Genomic DNA, 23,018 nt, shown 5'->3' with positions numbered 1-23,018 from the left:
CCCGTGGGACAGAAGATCAACCCGCACGGGTTCCGTCTCGGCATCTCGACCGACCACAAGAGCCGTTGGTACGCCGACAAGCTCTACAGCGCGTACGTCGGTGAGGACGTCAAGATCCGCAAGATGCTCACCAAGGGCATGGACCGCGCCGGCATCAGCCGCGTGGAGATCGAGCGCACGCGCGAGCGCGTCCGCGTCGACATCCACACCGCGCGCCCGGGCATCGTCATCGGCCGCCGTGGTGCCGAGGCCGACCGCATCCGCGGCGACCTGGAGAAGCTGACCGGCAAGCAGGTGCAGCTCAACATCCTCGAGGTCAAGCAGCCCGAGATGGACGCCCAGCTCGTCGCGCAGGGCGTGGCCGAGCAGCTCAGCGGCCGCGTGCAGTTCCGCCGCGCGATGCGCAAGGCGATGCAGACCACGATGCGTTCGGGTGCCAAGGGCATCCGGATCCAATGCTCGGGTCGCCTCGGCGGCGCCGAGATGAGCCGCTCGGAGTTCTACCGCGAGGGCCGCGTGCCCCTGCACACGCTCCGCGCCGACGTCGACTACGGCTTCTACGAGGCCAAGACCACCTTCGGCCGCATCGGCGTGAAGGTCTGGATCTACAAGGGCGAGGTCGCCGGCACCCGCGCCGAGCGCGAGGCCGAGGCAGCGAAGCGCGCCGCCGCTCCGGGTGCCCGCCGCGCCGGTCGCGGTGGCGGCCGTCGCCCCGAGCGTCCCGCCCGCAGCAATGACACTGCGGCTCCGGCCGCCGAGGCCCCCGCAGCCGACACGCCCAAGGTGGAGGCCGCTGCCGCCGCCGAAGGAGGCGAAGCCTGATGTTGATGCCCCGACGGGTCAAGTACCGCAAGCAGCACCACCCCAAGCGCCGCGGCGTCGCCAAGGGCGGCACCACGCTCGCCTTCGGCGACTACGGCATCCAGGCGGTCGAGGGTCACTATGTGACCAACCGGCAGATCGAGTCCGCTCGTATCGCCATGACGCGCCACATCAAGCGTGGCGGCAAGGTCTGGATCAACATCTACCCGGACCGCCCGCTGACCAAGAAGCCCGCCGAGACCCGCATGGGTTCCGGTAAGGGTTCGCCGGAGTGGTGGGTCGCCAACGTCAAGCCCGGCCGCGTCATGTTCGAGCTGTCGGGCGTGTCCGAGGACGTCGCCCGCGAGGCCATGCGCCGCGCGATCCACAAGTTGCCGATGAAGGCCCGCTTCATCACCCGTGAGACCGAGGGAGGCCAGTGATGGCGAACACCACCGCCGCGCAATTGCGTGCGCTCTCCGGTGACGACCTCGCTGAGAAGCTGCGCGACGCGAAGGAAGAGCTGTTCAACCTGCGCTTCCAGAACGCCACCGGGCAGCTGGAGAACAACGCGCGTCTGCGCACCGTCCGCAAGGACATCGCCCGCATCTACACGGTGCTGCGCGAGCGCGAGCTCGGCATCATCGAGTCCGCCGAGAGCACCGTCGAGGTGGACGCATGAGCGAGAAGGATCAGACTGTGACCGAAGAGCGCAGCACCCGTAAGGTGCGCGAGGGCTTGGTCGTCAGCGACAAGATGGACAAGACCATCGTCGTCGACGTCGAGGAGCGCTTCAAGCACCCGCTGTACGGCAAGGTGCAGCGCCGCAATATCAAGCTGAAGGCCCACGACGAGGCCAACAGCGCCGGAGTCGGCGACCGCGTGCGGATCATGGAGACCCGCCCGCTGTCGGCCACCAAGCGCTGGCGTCTCGTCGAGGTTCTCGAGAAGGCGAAGTGACGACATGATCCAGCAGGAGTCCAGGCTCAAGGTCGCCGACAACACCGGTGCCAAGGAGATCCTCTGCATCCGTGTCCTCGGCGGCTCGGGCCGGCGCTACGCCGGCATCGGCGACACCATCGTCGCCACCGTCAAGGACGCGATTCCGGGCGGCAACGTCAAGAAGGGCGATGTCGTCAAGGCCGTGGTCGTGCGCACCGTCAAGGAGCGCCGCCGCCCCGACGGCTCGTACATCAAGTTCGACGAGAACGCGGCCGTGATCCTCAAGAACGACGGCGACCCGCGCGGCACGCGCATCTTCGGTCCCGTCGGCCGTGAACTGCGCGACAAGAAGTTCATGCGCATCATCTCGCTCGCACCGGAGGTGCTGTGATGGCAGGCATCAAGAAGGGTGACCAGGTCAAGGTCATCGCCGGCGCCGACAAGGGCGTCACCGGCAAGGTGATCGAGGTCCTGACCGACGCCGACCGCGTGATCGTCGAGGGTGTCAACCGGGTCAAGAAGCACACGCGGGCCGCGCAGGCCGGCGGTGCCGAGACCGGCGGCATCATCACCGTCGAGGCCCCGATCCACATCTCGAACGTGGCCCTCGTCGTCGACGGCGGCAAGGGCAAGACCACGACGCGCATCGGGTACCGCCGCGATGACGTCACCAAGACCCGGCCCGACGGCTCGACGTACGCGGCCCAGCGCAGCGTGCGGATCGCCCGCAAGACCGGAAAGGAGATCTGACGATGACGGACACTGCTACCGCGCCTCGTCTGAAGCTCAAGTACCGCGAGGAGATCGTTCCCGCCCTGCAGGAGCAGTTCGAGTTCGCCAACGTCATGCAGGTGCCCGGTCTGACCAAGATCGTGGTCAACATGGGCGTCGGCGAGGCGGCTCGTGATGGCAAGCTCATCGAGGGTGCCGTCCGCGATCTCACCGCGATCACCGGCCAGAAGCCGCAGGTCACCAAGGCGCGCAAGTCCATCGCGCAGTTCAAGCTGCGCGAGGGCATGCCGATCGGCGCGCACGTCACGCTGCGCGGCGACCGCATGTGGGAGTTCCTCGACCGTCTGCTGACGCTCGCGCTGCCCCGCATCCGCGACTTCCGCGGCCTCAGCCCCAAGCAGTTCGACGGCCGCGGCAACTACACCTTCGGTCTGACCGAGCAGGTCATGTTCCACGAGATCGACCAGGACAAGATCGACCGCTCGCGCGGCATGGACATCACGGTCGTCACGACCGCGACGAACGACGACGAGGGTCGCGCGCTGCTCAAGCTGCTCGGCTTCCCGTACAAGGAGAACTGACATGGCGAAGACTGGCCTGAAGGTCAAGGCGGCCCGTAAGCCGAAGTTCGCGGTGCGTGGCTACACGCGCTGCCAGCGCTGCGGCCGGCCCAAGAGCGTGTACCGCAAGTTCGGCCTGTGCCGGATTTGCCTGCGCGAGATGGCCCACCGCGGCGAGCTGCCGGGCGTCACCAAGAGCTCCTGGTAACGAAGCCGCTGGCTGAGGTGCGAAGGCCGCTGGCCCTGAGGTGCGAGGCCGCTTGCGGCCGAGCCTCGAAGGGTGCGGCCGGAGCCTCGAAGCCAGTTGAGGTTGGTCCCTTCGAGGCTCGCAAGCTCGCACCTCAGGAACCGGCTTCTCCCCACCCCCACAACCCGTTGTAGGTCCTCTCTCATCCGACCCGGATACGAGAAGCGAAACCGCAGCGAGAAACGGAAAACATCCCATGACGATGACCGATCCCATTGCGGATCTGCTGACGCGGATCCGCAACGGCAATCAGGCCTACCACGATCAGGTGAGCGCCCCCTACAGCAAGCTCAAGGAGGGCGTCGTCGCCCTGCTCAAGCAGGAGGGCTACATCACCGACTACACCGTGACCGAGCCGGCCGAGGGGCAGGTCGGCAAGACGCTGACCGTCACCCTCAAGTACGGCCCGCACCGTGAGCGTTCCATCGCCGGCATCCGCCGCATCAGCAAGCCGGGTCTGCGCGTGTATGCCAAGAGCAGCAACCTGCCCAAGGTGCTCGGCGGCCTCGGCGTGGCGATCATCTCCACGAGCCAGGGTCTGCTGACGGACCGTCAGGCGCACAACAAGGGTGTAGGCGGGGAAGTCCTCGCCTACGTCTGGTGAGGTGAACTGATATGTCGCGCATTGGCAAGATTCCAGTCGCCGTCCCCGCGGGCGTCGAGGTCACCATCGAGGGCCAGGACATCCGCGTCAAGGGTCCCAAGGGCGAGTTGACGCACACCGTCGCCGAGCCGATCACGGTCAGCAAGGCCGAGGACGGCACGCTCGCGGTCGAGCGCCCCAACGACGAGCGCCGCAGCAAGGCCTTGCACGGCCTGAGCCGCACGCTCATCAACAACATGGTCGTCGGTGTCACCGAGGGCTATGAGAAGAAGCTTGAGATCGTCGGCGTCGGCTACCGCGTGCTCCCGAAGGGTCCGAACGCCGTCGAACTCAACCTCGGCTTCAGCCACCCGGTGCCGTTCGAGGCCCCCGAGGGCATCACGTTCTCGGTCGAGTCCGCGACGAAGTTCGCGGTCCACGGCATCGACAAGCAGCTGGTCGGCGAGGTCGCTGCCAACATCCGCAAGATCCGCAAGCCCGAGCCGTACAAGGGCAAGGGCGTGCGCTACGCCGGCGAGCGCGTGCTGCGCAAGGCCGGAAAGGCTGGTAAGTGATGGCCATCTCGATCAAGCACAACAAGAACCTCGCGGGTCGCGCCGCGTCACGTGCGCGCCGCCAGATCCGCGGGCGCAAGAAGATCGCGGGTTCGGCCGAGCGGCCGCGCCTGGTGGTCACCCGTTCGAGCAAGCACATCGTCGCCCAGGTCGTCAACGACCTGGAGGGACACACGCTGGCCTCGGCCTCCACGATGGAAGCCGACGTGCGCGGCATCGACGGCGACAAGACCGCCAAGGCCAAGAAGGTCGGCGAGCTGGTGGCCGACCGCGCCAAGGCGGCCGGCATCGAGACCGTCGTGTTCGACCGTGCGGGCAACAAGTACGCCGGTCGCGTCGCGGCCCTGGCCGACGGCGCTCGCGAGGGCGGACTGGAGTTCTGATGACCAAGATTCACACCAACACGACGGAGATGACGGCATGAGCCAGCGTCGAGGCGGCGGAGATCGTCGCGGCCGCGGCGGCGACCGCGGCGAGAAGTCCAACTACATCGAAAAGGTCGTCACGATCAACCGTGTCGCCAAGGTCGTCAAGGGCGGTCGGCGCTTCAGCTTCACCGCTCTGGTGATCGTCGGTGACGGCGAGGGTCAGGTCGGCGTCGGCTACGGCAAGGCCAAGGAGGTCCCCACGGCGATCTCCAAGGGTGTCGAGGAGGCGAAGAAGAACTTCTTCCGCGTCCCGCGCATCCAGGGCACCATCCCGCACCCGGTGCAGGGTGAGAAGGCCGCCGGTGTCGTCTTCCTGCGCCCGGCGTCGCCCGGTACCGGTGTCATCGCCGGTGGCCCGGTGCGCGCCGTGCTGGAGGCCGCAGGCATCCACGACGTGCTGAGTAAGTCGCTCGGCTCGTCGAATGCGATCAACATCGTCCATGCGACCGTCGAGGCGCTCCGCACGCTGGAGTCGCCCGAGGCCGTGGCGTCGCGTCGCGGCCTGCCGGTCGAGGACGTCGCCCCGGCGGCGCTCCTGCGCTCCGGTGCCGAGGGCGTCGCCGAGGCCAAGGCGAAGGCCGAGAGCGTGGAGGCGGCAGTCTGATGGCTCAGCTCAAGATCACCCAGGTCAAGTCCGCGATCGGCCGCCAGGACAACCAGCGCCAGACGCTGCGTTCGCTCGGTCTCAAGCGCATCGGCGACAGCGTCGTGCGTTCCGACGACGCGGTCACGCGCGGCTACGTCAACACCATCCGGCACCTGCTGGATGTTCAGGCCGTTTCCCATGAAGAGGCTGGTGAGTGACATGACGCTCAAACTGCATCACCTGCGCCCCGCCCCGGGCGCCAAGACCGCCAAGACCCGCGTGGGTCGCGGCGAGGGGTCCAAGGGCAAGACCGCCGGCCGCGGCACCAAGGGCACCAAGGCCCGCTACCAGGTGCCGGCGGGCTTCGAGGGCGGCCAGATCCCGATCCACATGCGCCTGCCCAAGCTGAAGGGCTTCAAGAACCCCTTCCGCGAGGAGTACCAGGTCGTCAACCTGGATCGCCTGGAGGCGCTGTTCCCCGAGGGCGGTGCCGTCGATGTTGACGCGCTTGTCGCCAAGGGCGCGGTGCGCAAGGGCCAGCTCGTCAAGGTCCTCGGCGGCGGCGAGATTTCGGTCGCTGTCCAGGTCACGGCCGACAAGTTCTCGGCCAGCGCCAAGGCCAAGATCGAAGCGGCCGGCGGCAGCGTCACCGAGCGCTGAGGCCGCGTACGGCTAGCTGGCGGCGAGGCTCCTGAGCCTCGCCGCCTTCGCGCGCTCTAGGGAACGTAGAGGCGTGAGAACCGACTGTTAGGCTCGCCTGGGCGCTTACTGCCCACGGGCATCCGAGGAGGAACGAAGAGTGCTCAGCGCTTTCGTCAACGCATTCCGCACACCCGACCTGCGGCGCAAGCTGTTGTTCGTACTGGGCATCATCATCTTGTTCCGGCTCGGGTCGATGACCCCGGCTCCCGGCATCGATGTCGGCAACGTCCGCGAGTGCATCAACCTTGCCACGGCCAGCGGCAATGAGAACGGCAACCTGTTCGCGCTCATCAACGTCTTCTCGGGCGGGGCGCTGCTGCAGTTGACCGTGTTCGCACTCGGCATCATGCCGTACATCACCGCGAGCATCATCTTGCAGCTGCTCGTCGTGGTCATCCCGCGGCTGGAGTCCCTGAAGAAAGAGGGCCAGGCCGGCCAGGCGAAGATCACCCAGTACACCCGGTACTTGACCCTCGGCCTGGCGGTGCTGCAGGCGACCGGCATCGTCGCGCTCGCACGGAGCGGCCGGCTGTTCGGCGGTGCCTGCACCCAGGATCTGCTCTATAACAAGGACAGCATCCCGTCGTTCCTGTTGATCGTGCTCGTCATGGTCGCGGGGACTGCCGTCATCATGTGGTTCGGCGAACTCATCACCGACCGCGGCGTCGGCAACGGTATGTCGATCCTCATCTTTTCTCAGGTCATCGCGACCTTCCCCGGTGCCATGTGGCAGATCAAGGCGCAGGCACCCTCGCCGCGCGAGGGCTGGGTGACCTTCACCGTGGTTCTGGCTGTCGGCCTGGCGGTGGTGGCGGGTGTCATCTTCATCGAACAGGCCCAGCGGCGCATCCCGGTCCAGTACGCCAAGCGTATGGTCGGGCGGCGTATGTTCGGCGGCTCGTCGACCTACATCCCGCTCAAGGTGAATCAGGCCGGCATCATCCCGGTCATCTTCGCCTCCAGCCTCATGTACCTGCCGGCACTGCTCGCGCAGTTCAACGAGGGGTCGAAGTGGGCGACCTGGGTCAATGGCCACCTGGTCAAGGGCGATCACCCGTACTACATGATTACCTTCTTCGTCCTGATCGTGTTCTTCACGTACTTCTACGTGGCGATCACCTTCAACCCCGAGGAGGTTGCCGACAACATGAAGAAGTACGGCGGCTTCATCCCCGGCATCCGCGCGGGCCGGCCGACCCAGGATTACCTGGCGTACGTGCTCAGTCGCATCACTGCGCCGGGCGCGCTGTACCTTGGTCTCATCGCGCTGATTCCGATGTTCGCCATCGCCTTGCTGAATGCCAGTCAGAACTTCCCGTTCGGCGGCACGACGATCCTCATCATCGTCGGCGTCGGTCTCGACACCGTGAAGCAGATCGAGAGCCAGTTGCAGCAGCGCAATTACGAAGGGTTCCTCAAATGACGAAGCTCCTCCTGATGGGTCCGCCCGGTGCGGGCAAGGGGACCCAGGCCGTTGGCCTGGCCGAGCGGATCGGCGGCGTGCACATCTCGACCGGCGACATCTTCCGGGCGAACGTGGCCGAGGGTACGCCTCTGGGCGTCAAGGCCAAGCGCTACATGGACGCCGGCCAGTACGTGCCCGACGAGGTCACCAACGCGATGGTGCGTGACCGCCTGGCGCACGACGATGCGCAGTCCTTCGTGCTCGACGGCTATCCGCGGACCCTCGACCAGGTCGAGACGCTCGACGGGATCTTGGCCGACCTCGGCACGGAGTTGGACGCTGTTGTCGTGTTGACGGTCGATCACGAGGAGCTCATCGCCCGGCTGCTCAAGCGTGCCGAGACGAGCGGGCGCTCCGACGACACCGAGGAGGTCATCCGGGGCCGCCAGGACGTCTACGTGGCCGAGACGGCCCCGCTGCTGCCGGTCTACCGCGAGCGCGGGCTGCTGCGCGAGGTCGACGGCGTGGGGTCCATCGGCGAGGTTGCCGCCCGCATCAACGACGCCATCGGCCTGTAATTCTCTTCGTTCCCTGAGGTGCGGAGGGCGCTCCGCGCCCGGAGCCTCGAAGGGAAGGAACGTGAGTTCGCGTCAGCTCCCTTCGAGCCTCGAAGGGCGCACCTCAGGGAGCGGAAGAGGAGTGCCCCATGTTCGGTCCGAAGATCGAGTACAAGACGCCCGAGCAGATCGCCGTCATGCGGCGCGCCGGCGCGGTCGTGGCCGAGATGCTGGCTGCGGTCCGCGAGGCCGTGGTGCCCGGGGTGAGTACGGGTGACCTCGACCAGGTGGCCCGGCGGGTCCTCGCCGAGCACGGCGCGACCTCAAACTTCCTGGGCTACCACGGGTTTCCCGCGACAATCTGCACCTCGGTCAACGAGGAGGTCGTCCACACGATTCCCGGTGAGCGGGTGCTGCGCGAGGGCGACCTGATCTCGGTCGATGCCGGAGCCGTCATCGACCGATGGCATGGGGACGCGGCCATCACCGTCGGTGTCGGGCAGGTGGATCCGGCCGATGCCGAGCTGTCGCGGGTCACCGAGGCGGCGCTGTATGCCGGGATCGAGGCCGCACGGGCGGGCGCGCGGATCGGCGACATCGGTCACGCCATCGAGTCCTTCGTGCGGTCTGCGGGTGAGTACGGGATTGTGCGGGGTTTCACGGGCCACGGGATCGGCACGGCGATGCACCAGGACCCCGACGTGCCGAACGAGGGCCAGAGGGGCAAGGGAATGCGTCTGAAGCCCGGTCTGGTCATCGCCATCGAACCGATGGTGTCGCGGGGGTCGGCCTACACGCGCATCCTCGACGACGAGTGGACCGCGGTCACCGTGGACGGCAGCCGCGCGGCCCACTGGGAGCACACCGTCGCCATCACCCCCGACGGCCCGCAGATCCTCACCCTGCCCCTCTGAGAGCATGCGCATTAGGCGAATTCGGTCCCTGAGGTGCGAGCTTGCGAGCCTCGAAGGGACCCCGACCGTAACTCATTTCGAGGCTCCGCTCGTTCCTCGCTCCGCACCTCAATGAGCGGAGGTGTTAGGGACCGGCGGCCCCGGTCCCTGAGGTGCGTAGGCCGCCTGCGGCCGAAGCCTCGAAGGGACCTGGCCCTGCCTGTCAGGCTGGCGCGTCGTCGCCGTAGATGGAGGGCACCTCGGAGGCGGGCCTGACCTCGTCGCCGATGCGGACCAGCGTGCCCTGGTGGATGCGGCCCTCGACCAGGAAGCCGCGGACGCGCTCGGGCGGGTACGGGCCGTACTCGTGGTCGTGGATGACGAGGAAGACGTCACCCTCGTTGCCTTCGTCATCCTCGGATTCGCCCGCGTCAGTGTCCTCCTCGGAGTCGGACGCGACGGCGGGGGTCTCGCCCTGCTCCTCGCCGAGGGCCTCGTCGACGGCGAAGAAGTCCCACGAAGTCGTGGCCTCCTCCTGCGCCTCGGCGGCCGGGGCGACCGGCACGGCGGGGGCCGGCGGCTTGGGACCGCGGATCAGGCACAAGACCACGACGACCAGCTGCAAGGCCAGCAGTGTGGCGGCTACCGGAAGGCCGCGTGAGGCGCTCCAGTATTCGCTCGGTTGGAGGAAGTCGGTGCGCAGCGCGGTGTCGAGGATCTGGGCGATGAAACCGCCGTAGCAGGCCATCGAGACGAGCGTCAGGAGGAGGATGCCGACGGCCCAGCGGCGGGCCGCGATGCCGATGACGGCGATGAGTCCGGCGACGGCACCGATCAGCTCGGCGAGCAGGGCGAGCACGTGGGCGCGGGCGATGGCGGCCTCGTCGCCGAACATGTCGTAGGCGCTGAAGTCGCGTTCGCGAAAGGCGGTGATGAGCTCCTCGAGCGCGAGGTGTCCGAGGTAGCCGCCGATCAGCGCGGCCAGGGCCAGACCGGAGGCCCGCGCCGCGCCGAAGCGCCGCACCTTCGGCGGATCGAACAGGGGCATCGGCTCGGGCGAGGCGGCCGGCGGCAAAGACGTACTGCTCATGCCCGAAGACTAGAGCCGCGGAGCGCCGATCTGCGGGTACGACTCACGTGATTCGCCGAACTACTCGGCATCGAGCAGGCCGCAGACCTCGCCGGCCGGCCCGAACTCACCCGTGTCGCGCCGGACCTGGGTGGTCGGGCGGATGCGTCCCTCGGTGACGAAGGCGCGCACCTGGTCCCAGCGGTACGGGCCGTACTCGCCGCCGGCGATCTTGACGAACCAGGCGGCATCCTCGTTCGCCGGCTCCTCGGTGACGTCGGGTTCCGGCTCAGGGGTCGGTTCAGACTCGGGCTCCGGTTCCGGTGTCGGCTCGGGCTCCGGTTCCGGCTCGGGTTCTATCACGGGTTCGGCCTCGACCACGGGTTCGGGCACGGCGACAGTCTCCGGTTCGGCCTCGACCGGCTCGGCGATCTCCGGCTCCACCGCAATGGATTCGACGACGACAGGCTCCGCTTCGGCAACCTCCACCGGTTCGACCTCGACCGGTTCGGGTTCCGGGAATCCGACCTCCTCCGGGAAGGTCTCCGATTCGGTCTCCACAGCCGCCGGGGCGGCAGGCAGGTCCACAGCCTCCGGGTCGCTGCTCTCCTCGGTGGCGACCACCTCCGGCGGCTGCGGCTCCGGATCACGGTCCAGCTCGGACTCGACGGCCTCGGCAAGGTAGCCGAGATCGCGATCCTCGACGGGCGGCTCCGGCTTCGACAGTGCCCGGTCTTCGACCGGTGCCGCCAGTTCGCTGCCCACGATCTCCCCGGCGGTCAGCGGCGAAGACAGCGGGAAGCGCGGTTCATCGCGCTCTCGATCCGTCTCATCGCGGTCGTCGCCGGCGAACTCTGCCGGAAGTGGTGCCGGTGCGGTCAGAGGATCGACGGCCGACTCCTCGGAGGTCGGCAAGTGCGTGGGCAGATCGACCTTCCACTGCGGGATCGTGAAGTCGTCCTGTTCGTCGGCCAGCGCGTCGGCGGGCAGATTCGGGATGGTGAGTTCGTCCTCTTCGATCCGGCGGCGTCGGCGTCCGCCGGGTAGGCGGCTGGGGCGCGGCTCCGGTTCTGGCTCGCTGTACGCGGGGATGGTGCCGGTGTCGACAGGGGTCTCCGGCAGCGCGTAAGCGGGTTCCGGCTCGGGTTCGGTGACCGGTTCGACCTCCTCGGCGACGACCGGAATCGCTTCGGGCACGATCTCGGGCGTGGTGGTGTGGGACGGCTCGTCGGCAACCGGTTCCTCAATGGGTTCCTCGACGGCATCATCGTCGTCCGGTTCGTTGACCGGTGGGGCGTCGGCCTCCGGCGGGGTGACGACGATGGCTTCCTTCTTCTTGCGCTTGCGTCGCGGCTCCGCACCGGCCTCTTTGCGGTCGCCCGGCAGCGGCACGAGCGCGGCCACGAGGAGAGCAAGGACCGACAGTGCCATGACGGTGGCGATGTCGTGCGGCCAGCTTCCGTCTCCGACCCAGTAGGCGGGCATGTCTCCGCCGTACTTGGCGTCCGCAGCAACCAAGAGGGCCAGATAGACAATCCAGGCGAGGAGGTAGACGAGGGCGGTGACGGCGAAGGCCGTGGCCCAGCGCCGCAGTTTGGGGAACAACGCCAGGAAGCCGGTCAGCGCCAAGGGAAAGCCCACGGCGGGGGTGAGGATGCCGAGCAACTGGGCGGTCGTCAGGACCGGATCGAGGCTGCTGAAGGGGTTGATGAGTTCCCAGGTGCCGCCGAGGTCCCTGACCCGCTGCACGGCGACCACCGTGGCGTAACTGCCGCCGACGATGGCGATGACCGAGGCGATGCGGTGACCGAGACCGATGCGCCTCGGGGCCGGGGTGTCCGACGGTTCGGTAGCGAAGTCGCCCTGGAAGTCCATGGCGGCAGCGTAGTCGGTCCTCACCTGCGCTTTCACCTCGTGGGACCAGAAGTGACCACGGGTGCGAAATATAGAACGTGCTCGCATAGGTCCGCTGACTGAGGCGCGGCGAGGAACGATACCTCGAAGAGAGCCGACGGCACGGCTAGGCTGGCCTCATGGCGAAGCGGCGGACGAGGTTTCCGGGCGGAGTGGCGATTGTCACCGACTCCACGGCATCTCTGTCGCCGCGCGACGCCGCCGACGAGGGGATCGAGGTCATCGGGCTGTCGGTGATCGTCGGGGCAGACACGCTCATCGAGGGCGTTGATGCCGACGCGGAGGTCATCGCCACGGCACTGCGCGAGTTCGTGCCGGTCAGCACGTCGCGGCCGAATCCGCAGGAGTTCGCGGAGGTCTACCGGCGACTGGCCGACGAGGGCGCGAAGGAGATCGTCTCGATCCACCTGTCCAGCCGTATGTCGGGCACCGTCGATTCGGCCATATTCGCCGCGCGCGCGGCGGCCGTCCCGGTCACCGTGGTCGACTCGCGCCAGGTGGGCCTGGCCACCGGGTTCGCGGCGGGCATCGCGGCCCGCGCACGCGGCTCGAAGGTGAAGGCCGCCAAGGTCGCCGAGTTGGCTCGCACGGCCGGGGAGAACTCGACCGTGCTCATCTACGTCGACACGCTGGAGTATCTGCGCCGCGGCGGCCGGGTCGGCTCGGCGGCCGCGCTCATCGGTTCGGCGCTGTCGGTCAAACCGCTGCTGACCATCGCTGACGGCCTGGTCGTGCCGCTGGAGAAGGTGCGCACGACCGGCAAGGCGCTGGCCCGGATGGAGGCGCTGGCCGTGGAGGCCGCCGAGCGCTGCGACGACTACGACATCGGTGTGCAGCACCTGGCCAATGCGGCGGTGGCCGAACAGTTGGCCGAGCGGCTGGCGAAGCGTCTGGAGCGCGAGAGCGTGCCGGTTGACGAGATGGGGGCCGTTATCGGTGCCCACGTCGGCCCAGGGACGGTTGCGGTCACCGTCACCCCGCACTGATCCGTTGCCGCCAGGTCCTGCTTGCACCTCAATGACCGGGGTCTTGCCTCTTGGCGCGTCCTCTAACCCCTCTGATGCCGTCCTGCGGCGCGGTCGGGAGGGGTGTTTTCCACAGATTCGGGGTGGCCTCGAAATTTTGTCCACAGGACGCAGAGCGAGGCTGTTCGAGGGCATCGCCGATGCCTAACGTCGAAGAATGGACTTCGATGACGACCAGACTCGGGCCGAGATCGCCCGGCAACGCCTCGCGCAGCTCGTCGGGTCCTTCGACGAGCAGACCCCGCTGCCGAGCGAGCGCCGTCCGCCGCGCCGCGACGACGAAGCAGCCGTCCCGGAGCCACCGGTCGCCGCGACGGGCACAGGGTCGATGGCGGCCTCGCTGGTCGAGCCGCTGCGCCGCCGCCTGACTCAGTTGCACGCCCGCCTCGTGGTGGCCGTCGTTGCGGCGGTGGCCGTGGTGGCGGCCTGGGCGCTGCTGTCGCACCGCCCGAACAGTGAACCGGCGAATGCGGGCACCACCCAGGTCTCGTCTCAGGAGTCGGGCGAACCGGTGCAGGCCGGCGACATCGTGGTGGACGTCGCCGGGCATGTGCAGAAGCCGGGCATCGTCACGCTGCCGGCCGGGTCGCGGGTCTATCAGGCCATCGAGGCGGCCGGCGGCGTCGCCGGAGACGTCGACACCACCGGCCTCAACCTCGCCCGCAAGCTGGTCGACGGCGAGCAGATCCTCGTCGGGATCGCGCCGGTAGCGCCGGCCGGCGGCGGGGGTGAGGGAGCCGGGGGCCTGCTCAACCTCAACACCGCCACCCTCGACGACCTCGACGAACTGCCCGGAGTCGGCCCGGTGACCGCGCAGGCGATCCTCGACTGGCGCACCGAGAACGGCTCGTTCACCAGGGTCGAGGACCTGCTGGAGGTGCGCGGCATCGGCGAGGCCACCTTGGACGAGCTGCGTGATCTCGTCACGGTCTGAGTCCGCCGACGGCCAGCCGGGGCCGCAGCATGACCTCCGGCTCGTCCCGGCCGCAGTGCTCGGCTGGGCGCTGGCGGCCTGGGCGGTGGGCCGGCCCTCGGTCGTGGCGCTCGCGGTGGCGGTCGGCTGCCTGGTCCTCGTGGCGCTGTGGCACCGCCCCGCCGTGGTCGTGACCGGCTGCCTGCTCGCCTTGGTCGGCCTGTCGGTCGCCTGGCGCGTCGCCGCCGTGGAAGCCTCGCCGATGTCGGCCTGGGCCGAGAAGGGCGTGAACGCCGAGGTGGTGCTCCAGGTCGAGACGGACGCACGCGCGTATCGGGCACCCGGCGGCGACGGCCTCGTGCTGACCGGCGAGGTCGTGGAGGCCACCTCACGGTTGGGCGTCATCCGCAGCGCGGGTCAGGTCACGATCTTCGTCACCGAGGCGGGGGTCGACGCCCGCGACTTGACCGTGGGCCGCCGGATTCGCGTCACGGCCGCCGTCACCCCGGCCGAGGGCAGTAGCGAGGTGGCGACCCTCCGGGCATCGAGCGTGCATCCGATGACGGGGCGGCCCTGGTGGTGGGCGGCGAGCGAACGGGTGCGGACCGGGGTCCGGGAGGCCGTCGCGCATCAGCCGGCGGCACCGCGTGCCCTGGTACCCGCGCTCGTCGACGGCGACGATGCCGCGATCCCCGACGACCTCGACGAGGACTTCCGCCGCAGCGGCCTCACGCACCTGCTGGCGGTGTCGGGCACCAACCTGACGATCATCGTCGCCGCGCTGCTCGGCATGGCCCGTGCGGCCGGTATCGGCCGGCGGTGGTGGGTGGTGCTGGGCGTGGTGGCGGTGGTGGGGTTCGTCCTGGTGGCGCGCCCCGAGCCGAGCGTGCTGCGGGCGGCCGTCATGGGCCTGGTCGGCCTCGCGGCGCTGGGGATCGGAGTGGCCGGCGGCGTGCGGGCTATCGCGGTGGCCGTCATCGCGCTGCTGGCCTTCGATCCTTGGCTGGGACGTTCGCCCGGATTCGTGCTGTCGGTATGTGCGACGGCGGGCATCGTCGTGCTGGCCCCGCCCCTGATCGAGCGCATGGCGTGGTGCCCGCGCTGGCTCGCGGTCGCCATCGCGGTCCCGGTGGCCGCCCAGGCGGCCTGCATGCCGATGCTGGTGGCGCTCAGCGGCGAGGTCTCCCTGGTGGCGGTCGCGGCCAACCTCGCCGCAGGCCCTGCAGTGGCGCCGGCGACCGTGACGGGCCTGGCCGGAGGCCTGCTCTGGCTGGTCGCCGCACCGGTCGGGGAAGCCGCCGGTCAGGTGGCGTCGTGGTGTGCCTCGTGGATCATCGCGGTCGGCCGCACGTGTGCGGGATTCGAGGGCGCGGCGGTGGGGTGGGGCGGGCCGTGGTGGTGGAGCATTCCCGCGACGGTGGCGGTGGTGGCGGCCGGCTGGTGGGTCATGCGGCGGCCCGCGTTGGCCGCCGGTGTGGCGCTCGGCCTCGGGATCGTGGTCGTGCATCCTCCCGATCCGGGTTGGCCTCCGGGCGGCTGGATCGTCGTCGCCTGCGACGTCGGGCAGGGCGACGGGCTGGTGCTGAACGCGGGGGAGGGGCAGGCGGTGGTGGTCGACACCGGCATGGATCCGGGACCTATCGACCGGTGTCTGCGGCGTCTCGGTATCGATCATGTGGTCGCCCTGGTGTTCACGCATGCGGACGCCGATCACGTTGCGGGCTGGCGGGGCGTACTGCGCGGACGGCGGGTGGACGCGGTCATCGTCGGGGCCTCCGGAGGGCCGGCGACGGGCCTGCCGACCACCCAGGCGGATGCGGGCGACGTGATCGTTGCGGGCAGCCGGGAGCAGGTGCGACTGGACGTGCTCTGGCCCGTCGAACGCGAACCGGCGCCGGGTCAGGATCGCAACGATCTGAGCCTGGTGATGCGGCTGGAGGTCGACGGCGTCCGGGTGCTGCTGACCGGCGATGTCGAGCCGGAGGCGCAGCGGGCGCTTCTGCGCTCGGGTGCCGATCTGCGCGCCGACGTGCTCAAGGTGCCGCACCACGGCAGCGCCCATCAGGACCCGGACTTCATCGCCGCTACCGGTGCGGCGGCGGCCCTCATCAGCGCCGGCCGCGACAACCCGCACGGCCATCCCGCCCCGTCGGCCCTGGAGCTGCTCGCCGACTGTCACATGGCCTGGTGGCGCACCGACCTGCAAGGCGATCTGGCCGTTCTCGTCCGCGAGGGCCGGTGGAGCATCGTCGCCGGTGGCACCTGAAAGCCTCGAAGAGACCGGAGGTGTCCGCAGCTCGTGGGAGGGTGGTGCCAGTCGAGGAGAGGACGTTCATGGATCGGGCAGACGAGCCGTTCGAGCATTGGTGCGAGGTGTGTGGTCGGGAGGAGCGGCTGACGTCACAGGCGGCCTATGAGGCTGGCTGGGACTTCCCGCCGCGCATGGGTGCCTGGGAAGTGGTCTCTCCGCGCACCTGCGGCCAGTGCGGGATGGGCCAGACGGTGTGGTGGGCGATCACGATGGAAGGGGTCACCGCCGAAGGACTCACGGAGCACCAGCGGGACGTCGTGGCAAGGATCACTGCCGAGCGGTCGGGTGTGGTCGGTCGGAGCAGTCTCGAACTCACCGATGGCGGGTCGTGGGTGATCTCGACGGCCTCCGGTGCTCGGTATGCGATGCATCTCGACGGCGAGCAGCGGACCATTCAGCGGCTGCAGGCTGACACGGATGCGGCCGCAACGCTGCGCCGCGACGGCGAGACGCTGCCCCTGCTCGGTCTCATCGAGCCGCCCATTCAGGTCGGCCGCTCGGCCTACCTGGTGGTGGGCGACCTCAGCGGCGACGAGGGCTACGTCTCGACGACCCGGGTGACGTCGCCGGTCGTCGAGATACGCCGACTGGATTGAGCTGCGCAATCTCCTAGACTCGCGGGGTGGCTTCGTTGTTCGGCAAGGTCTTCCTCATCACGGGGGGCAACGAGTTCCTGGCCGACCGGGCGCGCAGGCGTGCGGTGGCCGCAGTGCTGGCCGAGGACCCCGAGTGCGAGGTCACCGAGGCGCAGGGCGGGCAGCTCGGGCCGGGCGAACTGCTGACCCTCACGAGTCCGTCGCTGTTCAGCGCCTCCAGCGCGGTCGTCGTCCACGACATCCAGGACCTCGGCGACGACGTCCAGGCCGAACTGCTCGCCTACGTCGCCGCGCCGGCACCCGAGGTCACCGTGATTCTCGTCCACGGCGGCGGTCAGAAGGCGCGCGGGCTGCTCGACAAGCTCCGCAAGGCCGCCGCGGTCTCCGAGGCGAAGCAGGAGCCGCTGAAGTACGAGCGCGACCACGTCGCCTGGGTGCGCGGCGAGGTCCGCCAGCTCGGCGCGACGATGCCGGAAGAGGCGGCGACCACGCTGGTCGCCGCGCTCGGCATGGATCTGCGGGCGCTTGCCGGAGCCGCCGACCAGCTTGTCGCGTCCGTGCCCGAAGGCGAGGAGATCTCCGATGCGGTGGTCCGCCGCTACTTCGGCGGCCGGGCCGAGGTGCGCGGCTACGAGATCGCCGACGCGGTTCTCGACGGACGGCTCGACCTCGCCGTCGAGCGCCTGCGCTGGGCGCTGACGTCCAAGGTCGCTCCCGTCGTCATCGTCTCTTCGTTGGCCTCGGGGCTGCGTCAGCTCGTGCGACTGGCCACCGCTCCGCCGAACCTGCGCGATGGCGACCTCGCCAAGCACGTCGGCGCGCCGCCGTTCAAGCTCCAGGTGCTGCGCCGCCAACTGCGGCAGTGGGACGCGCAGGGACTCCACGGTGCCCTCGCCGCTGTGGCCCAGGCGGACCTCGACGTCAAGGGTGCCGCCGCCGATCCCGGCTACGCGACCGAGCGTATGATCTTGCGGGTGGTCTCGCTGCGCCGCCGGCCCCCGCGCCGCGCCGCCAGCAGCATGACCCTGTAACTTCCTGCACGCGGTGCTGCTGGCGTGGCGGTGGCGCACTATCGCCCCGCGCGGCCCGCTGGAAGCCCTCGCTCGCGCGGTCAGTCGCCCGCGGCGGGGGACAGCCGGTCCCTGAGGTGCGAGGGCGCCCAGCGCCCGAGCCTCGAAGGGACCCGAACCTTAGCTCATTTCGAGGTTTCGCTCGTTCCTCGCTCCGCACTGGGGGCACCTCCCGCTTGCGGGGGACAATGAGCGGTATTGACCTCCTGGTCTGCGCACGCCTCGCGGGAGGCCCCTGACAGACGCGGACCCCCGATCCGAGGGATCGGGGGTCACGGCGAAGTATGGTGGCTGGCTCAGAGAGCGGCGGCCTTCTTGGCGATAGCCGACTTGCGGTTGGCCGCCTGGTTCTTGTGGATGACGCCCTTGCTGGCGGCCTTGTCGAGCTTGCGCCCGGCGTCGGCGGCCAGCGTCTTGGCCTCGTCGGCCTTGCCCGCGTCAACAGCCTCGTGGAAGCGACGCACGGCGGTCTTGAGAGCCGAACGAACGGCCTTGTTGCGCTCGCGGGCCGCCTCGTTCTGACGGTTGCGCTTGATCTGCGACTTGATGTTCGCCACGGGGCGTACCTATTTCCTTACAGTTGACATACGAGACAAAGAAGTTCAGCGGCGTGCGCTGGCACGCGACCGCTAAGACTACCACCGCTGTCCGGTGCGTCCCAAATCCAGGCCGGTCACTAGGCTATCTCCTCATGGAGACTCTGTACCACGCTCTCGTCTGGGCGCACATCGGCTGCTGGGCCATCGCCCTGTTCGGCTATGTGACGGTGTTGTCGTCTCCCCAGATCAACGGCCTCCTGGCCCACGGGGTCGGGGCCGCATGGGTGCTCGGACTCGTGCTCGTCGCCATCGCCTCGATGAGCGAGGACGTCGATGATCCGAACCACGCCAAGGTCGCCGTCAAGCTCCTCGTGGCCACCGCTGCGGTCGGCCTGGCCCACGGCACGCGCAAGCGTCCTGCCCCCAATCCCTTCGCCCACGTCGTCGTCGCGTTGATCCTGGTCAACGTCGGCATCGCCTACTTCTGGTGACCGAGTGACCACTCCTGCCCCGCAGCCCGGCGCGACGCCGCCGGAACTCCTGCGCAACTTCTGCATCATCGCCCACATCGACCACGGCAAGTCCACGCTCGCCGATCGCATGCTGCAACTGACCGGCGTCGTCGACGAGCGCGCCGCCCGCGCCCAGTACCTCGACCGCATGGACATCGAGCGCGAGCGTGGTATCACCATCAAGAGCCAGGCCGTGCGCATGCCGTTCACCAAGAGCGACGGCGACGACGCGGGCACGACCTACGTGCTCAACATGATCGACACCCCTGGTCACGTCGACTTCACCTACGAGGTCAGCCGTTCGCTGGAGGCCTGCGAGGGCGCGATCCTGCTGGTCGACGCCGCCCAGGGCATTGAGGCGCAGACCCTCGCGAACCTCTATCTCGCGATGGACGCCGACCTGCACATCATCCCGGTGCTCAACAAGATCGACCTGCCCGGCGCGCAGCCGGAGAAGTACGCCGAGGAGATCGCCGGCATCATCGGCGGCGACCCCGACGACGTGCTGCGCGTCTCGGCCAAGACCGGCGAGGGCGTCGAGGCGCTGCTCAACCTCATCGTCGACGAGGTGCCGCCGCCGGCAGGCGACGCCGGCGGTGCCCCGCGCGCGCTGATCTTCGACTCGGTCTACGACACCTACCGCGGCGTCATCACCTACGTCCGGGTGGTCGACGGTCTGCTCAGCCACCGTGACAAGATCAAGATGATGTCGACCGGCGCGGTCCACGAGATGCTGGAGGTCGGCGTCATCAGCCCCGAGCCGGTCAAGGCCAAGGACCTCGGCGTCGGCGAGGTCGGCTACCTCATCACCGGCGTCAAGGAAGTGCGCCAGAGCCGCGTCGGCGACACCGTGACCTCGGCGGCCAAGCCCGCCACCGAACCGCTGGGCGGCTACCAGAACCCCAATCCGATGGTCTTCTCCGGCCTGTACCCCATCGACGGCGACGACTTCGCCGACCTGCGCGAGGCACTGGAGAAACTGCAGCTCAACGATGCGGCGCTGGTGTACGAACCGGAGTCGTCGGGGGCGCTCGGCTTCGGCTTCCGCATCGGCTTCCTCGGCCTGCTGCACCTGGAGATCGTGCGCGAGCGACTGGCCCGCGAGTTCGGCCTCGACCTCATCGCCACCGCGCCGAATGTCGTCTATCGCGTCGAGATGGAAGACGGGTCGACGCACACCGTCACCAACCCGAGCGAGTACCCGAACAGCGGCAAGATCAACAAGGTCTTCGAGCCGGTCGTGGCCGCCACGATCCTCGCCCCGAGCGACTACATCGGCACGATCATGGAGCTGTGCCAGGCGCGGCGCGGCCAGCTCGGCGGCATGGACTACCTCTCCGAGGACCGCGTCGAGATCCGCTACACGCTGCCGATGGGCGAGATCATGTTCGACTTCTTCGACGCGCTCAAGAGCCGTACGAAGGGCTATGCCTCGCTCAACTACGAACTGTCCGGCGAGCAGGCCGCCGATCTGGTGAAGGTTGACATCCTGCTGCAGGGCGAGGTGGTCGACGCCTTCAGTTCCATCGTCCACCGCGACAACGCCTACACCTACGGCGTCGCGCTGGCCGGCAAACTCAAGGAACTCATCCCGCGCCAGCAGTTCGAGGTGCCCATCCAGGCCGCCATCGGCGCGCGGGTCATCGCCCGCGAGAACATCCGCGCGATCCGCAAGGACGTGCTCGCCAAGTGCTACGGCGGCGACATCAGCCGCAAGCGCAAGCTGCTGGAAAAGCAGAAGGAAGGCAAGAAGCGGATGAAGATGGTCGGCCGCGTGGAAGTGCCGCAGGAGGCCTTCATCGCCGCGCTGTCGACCGGTGACGGCCCCTCCTGAGGCTGCCCGCGTTCAAGCGGATCCATGAGGGGAGCGCTGACTTATGTCGAGTTGTGCGCCGTCAGCCGGTCCCTGAGGTGCGAGGAGCGGACCCTGAGGTGTGAGGCCGCTTGCGGCCGAGCCTCGAAGGGTGCGACGAGCCTCGAAGGGCGAAGCCTGCCCTGGTTGGGTCATTTCGAGGCTCGCAAGCTCGCACCTCAATGACCAGGTTCCGCCTATCTGCGGAATCTCTTATTTCGGGGCGCGAGCCTGCCCGGCGACCTCGCCGGTAGGTTAGGGTGACACGCACCACAATCCGTTGCCCTCTGTGAGGATCTGCATGAGTCCCCTTGTCCTGACGCCGCAGCAGCAGTCGCTCATCGACGACCGCGCCCCCAGCATCGGCCGGCTCTTCCTGAACCGCGTCGCCGAGACGCCCAACCGGGAGGCCTTCCGTTACCCCGACGCCAACGAGCGCTGGCACTCGCTCTCGTGGGCCGAGGTCGGTGCCCGCGTCAACCGGCTCGCTGCGGGCCTGGTCTCGCTCGGCCTGGAGCCGCAGTCGCGCGCGGCCGTTGCCTCCGGGACGCGGGTGGAGTGGATTCTCGCAGACCTGGCGATCAACGCCGCCGCCGGCGCTACCACGACGGTCTACCCGACCACCGTCGCCGCCGACGTCGCCTACATCCTGTCCGACTCGGGCAGCGTGATCGTCTTCGCCGAGGATGACGACCAGATCGCCAAGCTCGTGGAGAAGAAGTCCGAGCTTCCCGAGGTCGCCAAGGTCGTCACCTTCGACGGCCAGGCCGATGGCGACTGGGTCATCACGCTGGCCGATCTGGAGAAGGTCGGCGAGGCGTACCTGGCCGACCACCCCGACATCGTTGAGGAGCGAGTCTCGGCGGTCAAGCCCGATGACCTGGCCACGCTGATCTACACCTCCGGTACCACGGGCCGCTCCAAGGGCGTGCGCCTGAGCAACGACGGCTGGGTCTTCGAGGGAGCCGCGATCCACGCCAACGGTATTTTGAGCATCGACGACCTGGAGTTCCGCTGGCTGCCGATGGCGCACTCCTTCGGCAAGGTCTTGCAGATGGTGCAGCTGGAGATCGGCTTCCCGGCGGCCATCGACGGCCGGGTCACCAAGATCGTCGACAACCTCGCGGTCGTGAAGCCGACCTTCATGGGTGCCGCGCCGCGCATCTTCGAGAAGGCGTACGGCCGCGTCGTCGGCATGATGGAGGAAGAGGGCGGCGTCAAGCTCAAACTCTTCCGCTGGGCCGAGAAGGTCGGCCTGGAGTACTCGCGCAAGACGCGGGCCGGCGAGACGGTGCCCAAGGGCCTGGCGATCCAGCACGGCCTGGCCGACAAGCTCGTCTTCAGCAAGGTCCGCGACCGCTTCGGCGGCCGGGTGCGGTTCTTCATCTCCGGTTCGGCCGCGCTCAGCGCCGACGTCGCCGAGTGGTTCCACTCTGCGGGCGTCATCATCTTGGAGGGCTACGGCCTGACCGAGACCTCCGCGGGCGCGACGGTCAATCACCCCGAGCACCTCAAGCTGGGCACCGTGGGTATTCCGTTCCCGGGTACCGAGGTCAAGATCGCCGAGGACGGCGAGGTGCTCATCAAGGGTCCGAACGTCATGCACGGCTACCACAACCTCGACACCGCCACCAAGGAGACGCTGGACGACGGCTGGCTGGCCACCGGTGACATCGGCGAACTCGACGCCGACGGCTTCTTGCGGATCACCGACCGCAAGAAGGATCTGTTCAAGACCTCCGGCGGCAAGTACGTCGCGCCGTCGCACATCGAGGGCGTCTTCAAGGGCGTCTGCCCGCTGGCGAGCCAGATGATCGTCCACGGCAACCAGCGCAACTTCTGCTCGGCGCTCATCACGCTCGATCCCGACGCGGTGGCGCTGTGGGCCGAGGGTCACGGCATGGCCGGCAAGTCCTACAGCGAGATCGTGGCGTCCCCGCAGATGCAGAAGGTCGTCGGCGAGTACGTGGAGGAGCTGAACTCCAAGCTCAACCGCTGGGAGACGATCAAGAAGTGGTCGATCCTGCCCAGCGACCTGTCGGTCGAGACCGGTGAACTGACGCCGAGCCTCAAGGTCAAGCGCAAGGTGGTCGAGGAGCGTTACGCTGCGATCCTCGACGGCTTCTACGCCTGATCTGCTTGAACGCCGAGGGGCCGGCCCCCCGGAAAAGGTGGGGGCCCCCCGGCGGCGGTGGGGGAGTTGCGG

At 68.6% G+C, this 23,018-nt stretch carries 28 protein-coding genes; 25 read left to right on the top strand and 3 right to left on the bottom strand.

Features of this window, described 5'->3' with window-relative positions:
• The first annotated feature begins 3 nt into the window (after positions 1-3).
• The 17 genes from rpsC to map all read left to right on the top strand — a co-directional run bounded on the left by rpsC (position 4) and on the right by map (position 9,032).
• Complete coding sequence (gene rpsC / locus QM597_RS01630) at positions 4-822, top strand: 30S ribosomal protein S3 (protein WP_415003132.1); 819 nt, start codon at positions 4-6, stop codon at positions 820-822.
• Positions 822-1,244, top strand: a complete 423-nt coding sequence (gene rplP / locus QM597_RS01625; RefSeq protein WP_415003131.1) for a 50S ribosomal protein L16 — start codon at positions 822-824, stop codon at positions 1,242-1,244. The genes rpsC and rplP overlap by 1 nt, the downstream gene beginning before the upstream one ends.
• On the top strand, positions 1,241-1,483 hold the full coding sequence (gene rpmC, locus QM597_RS01620) for a 50S ribosomal protein L29 (protein ID WP_415003130.1): 243 nt from the start codon (positions 1,241-1,243) through the stop codon (positions 1,481-1,483). Before rplP ends, rpmC begins: the two co-directional genes overlap by 4 nt.
• Positions 1,480-1,761: a 30S ribosomal protein S17 gene (gene rpsQ / locus QM597_RS01615; protein ID WP_415003129.1), complete on the top strand. Its 282-nt coding sequence runs from the start codon at positions 1,480-1,482 to the stop codon at positions 1,759-1,761. The genes rpmC and rpsQ overlap by 4 nt, the downstream gene beginning before the upstream one ends.
• Before the next feature lie 4 nt (positions 1,762-1,765).
• Positions 1,766-2,134, top strand: coding sequence for a 50S ribosomal protein L14 (gene rplN, locus QM597_RS01610; RefSeq protein ID WP_143911384.1), 369 nt, complete (start codon positions 1,766-1,768; stop codon positions 2,132-2,134).
• Positions 2,134-2,493 (top strand): 50S ribosomal protein L24, encoded by a 360-nt coding sequence (gene rplX, locus QM597_RS01605; protein ID WP_415003128.1) that lies wholly within the window; start codon positions 2,134-2,136, stop codon positions 2,491-2,493. Before rplN ends, rplX begins: the two co-directional genes overlap by 1 nt.
• 2 nt (positions 2,494-2,495) lie before the next feature.
• Positions 2,496-3,056, top strand: a complete 561-nt coding sequence (gene rplE / locus QM597_RS01600; protein WP_415003127.1) for a 50S ribosomal protein L5 — start codon at positions 2,496-2,498, stop codon at positions 3,054-3,056.
• Position 3,057: 1 nt separating this feature from the next.
• Positions 3,058-3,243 (top strand): type Z 30S ribosomal protein S14, encoded by a 186-nt coding sequence (locus tag QM597_RS01595; protein WP_415003126.1) that lies wholly within the window; start codon positions 3,058-3,060, stop codon positions 3,241-3,243.
• A 235-nt stretch (positions 3,244-3,478) separates the two neighbouring features.
• Entirely contained in the window at positions 3,479-3,886 is a 408-nt protein-coding gene (gene rpsH, locus QM597_RS01590) for a 30S ribosomal protein S8 (RefSeq protein ID WP_415003125.1), read from the top strand.
• Between the two features lie 11 nt (positions 3,887-3,897).
• Positions 3,898-4,440 (top strand): 50S ribosomal protein L6, encoded by a 543-nt coding sequence (gene rplF, locus QM597_RS01585; protein ID WP_415003124.1) that lies wholly within the window; start codon positions 3,898-3,900, stop codon positions 4,438-4,440.
• Positions 4,440-4,823: a 50S ribosomal protein L18 gene (rplR, locus tag QM597_RS01580; RefSeq protein WP_415003123.1), complete on the top strand. Its 384-nt coding sequence runs from the start codon at positions 4,440-4,442 to the stop codon at positions 4,821-4,823. Before rplF ends, rplR begins: the two co-directional genes overlap by 1 nt.
• 37 nt (positions 4,824-4,860) lie before the next feature.
• Positions 4,861-5,472, top strand: coding sequence for a 30S ribosomal protein S5 (rpsE, locus tag QM597_RS01575; RefSeq protein ID WP_415003122.1), 612 nt, complete (start codon positions 4,861-4,863; stop codon positions 5,470-5,472).
• Positions 5,472-5,672 (top strand): 50S ribosomal protein L30, encoded by a 201-nt coding sequence (rpmD, locus tag QM597_RS01570; protein WP_415003121.1) that lies wholly within the window; start codon positions 5,472-5,474, stop codon positions 5,670-5,672. Before rpsE ends, rpmD begins: the two co-directional genes overlap by 1 nt.
• A gap of 1 nt (position 5,673) precedes the next feature.
• Complete coding sequence (gene rplO, locus QM597_RS01565) at positions 5,674-6,114, top strand: 50S ribosomal protein L15 (protein ID WP_415003147.1); 441 nt, start codon at positions 5,674-5,676, stop codon at positions 6,112-6,114.
• 139 nt (positions 6,115-6,253) lie between these two features.
• Positions 6,254-7,579, top strand: coding sequence for a preprotein translocase subunit SecY (gene secY, locus QM597_RS01560; RefSeq protein ID WP_415003120.1), 1,326 nt, complete (start codon positions 6,254-6,256; stop codon positions 7,577-7,579).
• On the top strand, positions 7,576-8,139 hold the full coding sequence (locus QM597_RS01555; RefSeq protein ID WP_415003119.1) for an adenylate kinase: 564 nt from the start codon (positions 7,576-7,578) through the stop codon (positions 8,137-8,139). Before secY ends, QM597_RS01555 begins: the two co-directional genes overlap by 4 nt.
• A gap of 128 nt (positions 8,140-8,267) precedes the next feature.
• The gene (gene map / locus QM597_RS01550; RefSeq protein WP_415003118.1) at positions 8,268-9,032 is read left to right on the top strand and encodes a type I methionyl aminopeptidase; all 765 of its coding nucleotides are present in this window, start codon (positions 8,268-8,270) and stop codon (positions 9,030-9,032) included.
• A 202-nt stretch (positions 9,033-9,234) separates the two neighbouring features.
• Here the strand turns inward: map and QM597_RS01545 are convergent, their stop codons facing one another.
• Both QM597_RS01545 and QM597_RS01540 read right to left on the bottom strand, forming a co-directional pair.
• Complete coding sequence (locus QM597_RS01545) at positions 9,235-10,101, bottom strand: hypothetical protein (RefSeq protein WP_415003117.1); 867 nt, start codon at positions 10,099-10,101, stop codon at positions 9,235-9,237.
• A gap of 60 nt (positions 10,102-10,161) precedes the next feature.
• Positions 10,162-11,955 carry a hypothetical protein gene (locus QM597_RS01540; protein WP_415003116.1) on the bottom strand — a complete coding sequence of 598 codons (1,794 nt, stop codon included), beginning with the start codon at positions 11,953-11,955 and terminating at the stop codon, positions 10,162-10,164.
• A gap of 158 nt (positions 11,956-12,113) precedes the next feature.
• On the opposite strand from QM597_RS01540, the gene QM597_RS01535 reads away from it, so the two are divergent.
• From QM597_RS01535 to holA, 5 genes are all read left to right on the top strand, one after another.
• Positions 12,114-12,980, top strand: a complete 867-nt coding sequence (locus tag QM597_RS01535) for a DegV family protein (RefSeq protein ID WP_415003115.1) — start codon at positions 12,114-12,116, stop codon at positions 12,978-12,980.
• Between the two features lie 196 nt (positions 12,981-13,176).
• Positions 13,177-13,953 (top strand): helix-hairpin-helix domain-containing protein, encoded by a 777-nt coding sequence (locus tag QM597_RS01530; protein WP_415003114.1) that lies wholly within the window; start codon positions 13,177-13,179, stop codon positions 13,951-13,953.
• Entirely contained in the window at positions 13,934-16,198 is a 2,265-nt protein-coding gene (locus QM597_RS01525) for a ComEC/Rec2 family competence protein (RefSeq protein ID WP_415003113.1), read from the top strand. Before QM597_RS01530 ends, QM597_RS01525 begins: the two co-directional genes overlap by 20 nt.
• 68 nt (positions 16,199-16,266) lie before the next feature.
• Positions 16,267-16,839: a hypothetical protein gene (locus tag QM597_RS01520; RefSeq protein WP_415003112.1), complete on the top strand. Its 573-nt coding sequence runs from the start codon at positions 16,267-16,269 to the stop codon at positions 16,837-16,839.
• Positions 16,840-16,865: 26 nt separating this feature from the next.
• A complete protein-coding gene (gene holA, locus QM597_RS01515; RefSeq protein WP_415003111.1) occupies positions 16,866-17,870 on the top strand; it encodes a DNA polymerase III subunit delta in 1,005 nt (334 codons plus the stop codon).
• Positions 17,871-18,205: 335 nt separating this feature from the next.
• Here the strand turns inward: holA and rpsT are convergent, their stop codons facing one another.
• Complete coding sequence (rpsT, locus tag QM597_RS01510) at positions 18,206-18,466, bottom strand: 30S ribosomal protein S20 (protein ID WP_415003110.1); 261 nt, start codon at positions 18,464-18,466, stop codon at positions 18,206-18,208.
• 134 nt (positions 18,467-18,600) lie between these two features.
• Between rpsT and QM597_RS01505 the strand changes: the two genes are divergently transcribed.
• The 3 genes from QM597_RS01505 to QM597_RS01495 all read left to right on the top strand — a co-directional run bounded on the left by QM597_RS01505 (position 18,601) and on the right by QM597_RS01495 (position 22,946).
• Complete coding sequence (locus QM597_RS01505; protein WP_415003109.1) at positions 18,601-18,939, top strand: hypothetical protein; 339 nt, start codon at positions 18,601-18,603, stop codon at positions 18,937-18,939.
• 4 nt (positions 18,940-18,943) lie between these two features.
• Entirely contained in the window at positions 18,944-20,794 is a 1,851-nt protein-coding gene (lepA, locus tag QM597_RS01500; protein WP_415003108.1) for a translation elongation factor 4, read from the top strand.
• A 319-nt stretch (positions 20,795-21,113) separates the two neighbouring features.
• On the top strand, positions 21,114-22,946 hold the full coding sequence (locus QM597_RS01495) for an AMP-dependent synthetase/ligase (RefSeq protein WP_415003107.1): 1,833 nt from the start codon (positions 21,114-21,116) through the stop codon (positions 22,944-22,946).
• Positions 22,947-23,018: the final 72 nt, after the last annotated feature.

Source organism: Aeromicrobium sp. (assembly GCF_047607065.1).
Classification (GTDB): Bacteria; Actinomycetota; Actinomycetes; order Propionibacteriales; family Nocardioidaceae; genus Aeromicrobium.
Note: the sequence above shows the minus strand (reverse complement) of the source record. Positions and strands in the feature narration are given on the sequence as shown.

Coding starts and splice junctions, on each gene's coding strand:
- rplP (WP_415003131.1), top strand. CDS start 822: ATGTTGATGCCCCGACGGGTCAAGTACCGCAAGCAGCACCACCCCAAG.
- rpsQ (WP_415003129.1), top strand. CDS start 1,480: ATGAGCGAGAAGGATCAGACTGTGACCGAAGAGCGCAGCACCCGTAAG.
- rplN (WP_143911384.1), top strand. CDS start 1,766: ATGATCCAGCAGGAGTCCAGGCTCAAGGTCGCCGACAACACCGGTGCC.
- rplX (WP_415003128.1), top strand. CDS start 2,134: ATGGCAGGCATCAAGAAGGGTGACCAGGTCAAGGTCATCGCCGGCGCC.
- rplE (WP_415003127.1), top strand. CDS start 2,496: ATGACGGACACTGCTACCGCGCCTCGTCTGAAGCTCAAGTACCGCGAG.
- QM597_RS01595 (WP_415003126.1), top strand. CDS start 3,058: ATGGCGAAGACTGGCCTGAAGGTCAAGGCGGCCCGTAAGCCGAAGTTC.
- rpsH (WP_415003125.1), top strand. CDS start 3,479: ATGACGATGACCGATCCCATTGCGGATCTGCTGACGCGGATCCGCAAC.
- rplF (WP_415003124.1), top strand. CDS start 3,898: ATGTCGCGCATTGGCAAGATTCCAGTCGCCGTCCCCGCGGGCGTCGAG.
- rplR (WP_415003123.1), top strand. CDS start 4,440: ATGGCCATCTCGATCAAGCACAACAAGAACCTCGCGGGTCGCGCCGCG.
- rpsE (WP_415003122.1), top strand. CDS start 4,861: ATGAGCCAGCGTCGAGGCGGCGGAGATCGTCGCGGCCGCGGCGGCGAC.
- rpmD (WP_415003121.1), top strand. CDS start 5,472: ATGGCTCAGCTCAAGATCACCCAGGTCAAGTCCGCGATCGGCCGCCAG.
- rplO (WP_415003147.1), top strand. CDS start 5,674: ATGACGCTCAAACTGCATCACCTGCGCCCCGCCCCGGGCGCCAAGACC.
- QM597_RS01555 (WP_415003119.1), top strand. CDS start 7,576: ATGACGAAGCTCCTCCTGATGGGTCCGCCCGGTGCGGGCAAGGGGACC.
- map (WP_415003118.1), top strand. CDS start 8,268: ATGTTCGGTCCGAAGATCGAGTACAAGACGCCCGAGCAGATCGCCGTC.
- QM597_RS01545 (WP_415003117.1), bottom strand. CDS start 10,101: ATGAGCAGTACGTCTTTGCCGCCGGCCGCCTCGCCCGAGCCGATGCCC.
- QM597_RS01540 (WP_415003116.1), bottom strand. CDS start 11,955: ATGGACTTCCAGGGCGACTTCGCTACCGAACCGTCGGACACCCCGGCC.
- QM597_RS01535 (WP_415003115.1), top strand. CDS start 12,114: ATGGCGAAGCGGCGGACGAGGTTTCCGGGCGGAGTGGCGATTGTCACC.
- QM597_RS01530 (WP_415003114.1), top strand. CDS start 13,177: ATGGACTTCGATGACGACCAGACTCGGGCCGAGATCGCCCGGCAACGC.
- QM597_RS01520 (WP_415003112.1), top strand. CDS start 16,267: ATGGATCGGGCAGACGAGCCGTTCGAGCATTGGTGCGAGGTGTGTGGT.
- QM597_RS01505 (WP_415003109.1), top strand. CDS start 18,601: ATGGAGACTCTGTACCACGCTCTCGTCTGGGCGCACATCGGCTGCTGG.
- QM597_RS01495 (WP_415003107.1), top strand. CDS start 21,114: ATGAGTCCCCTTGTCCTGACGCCGCAGCAGCAGTCGCTCATCGACGAC.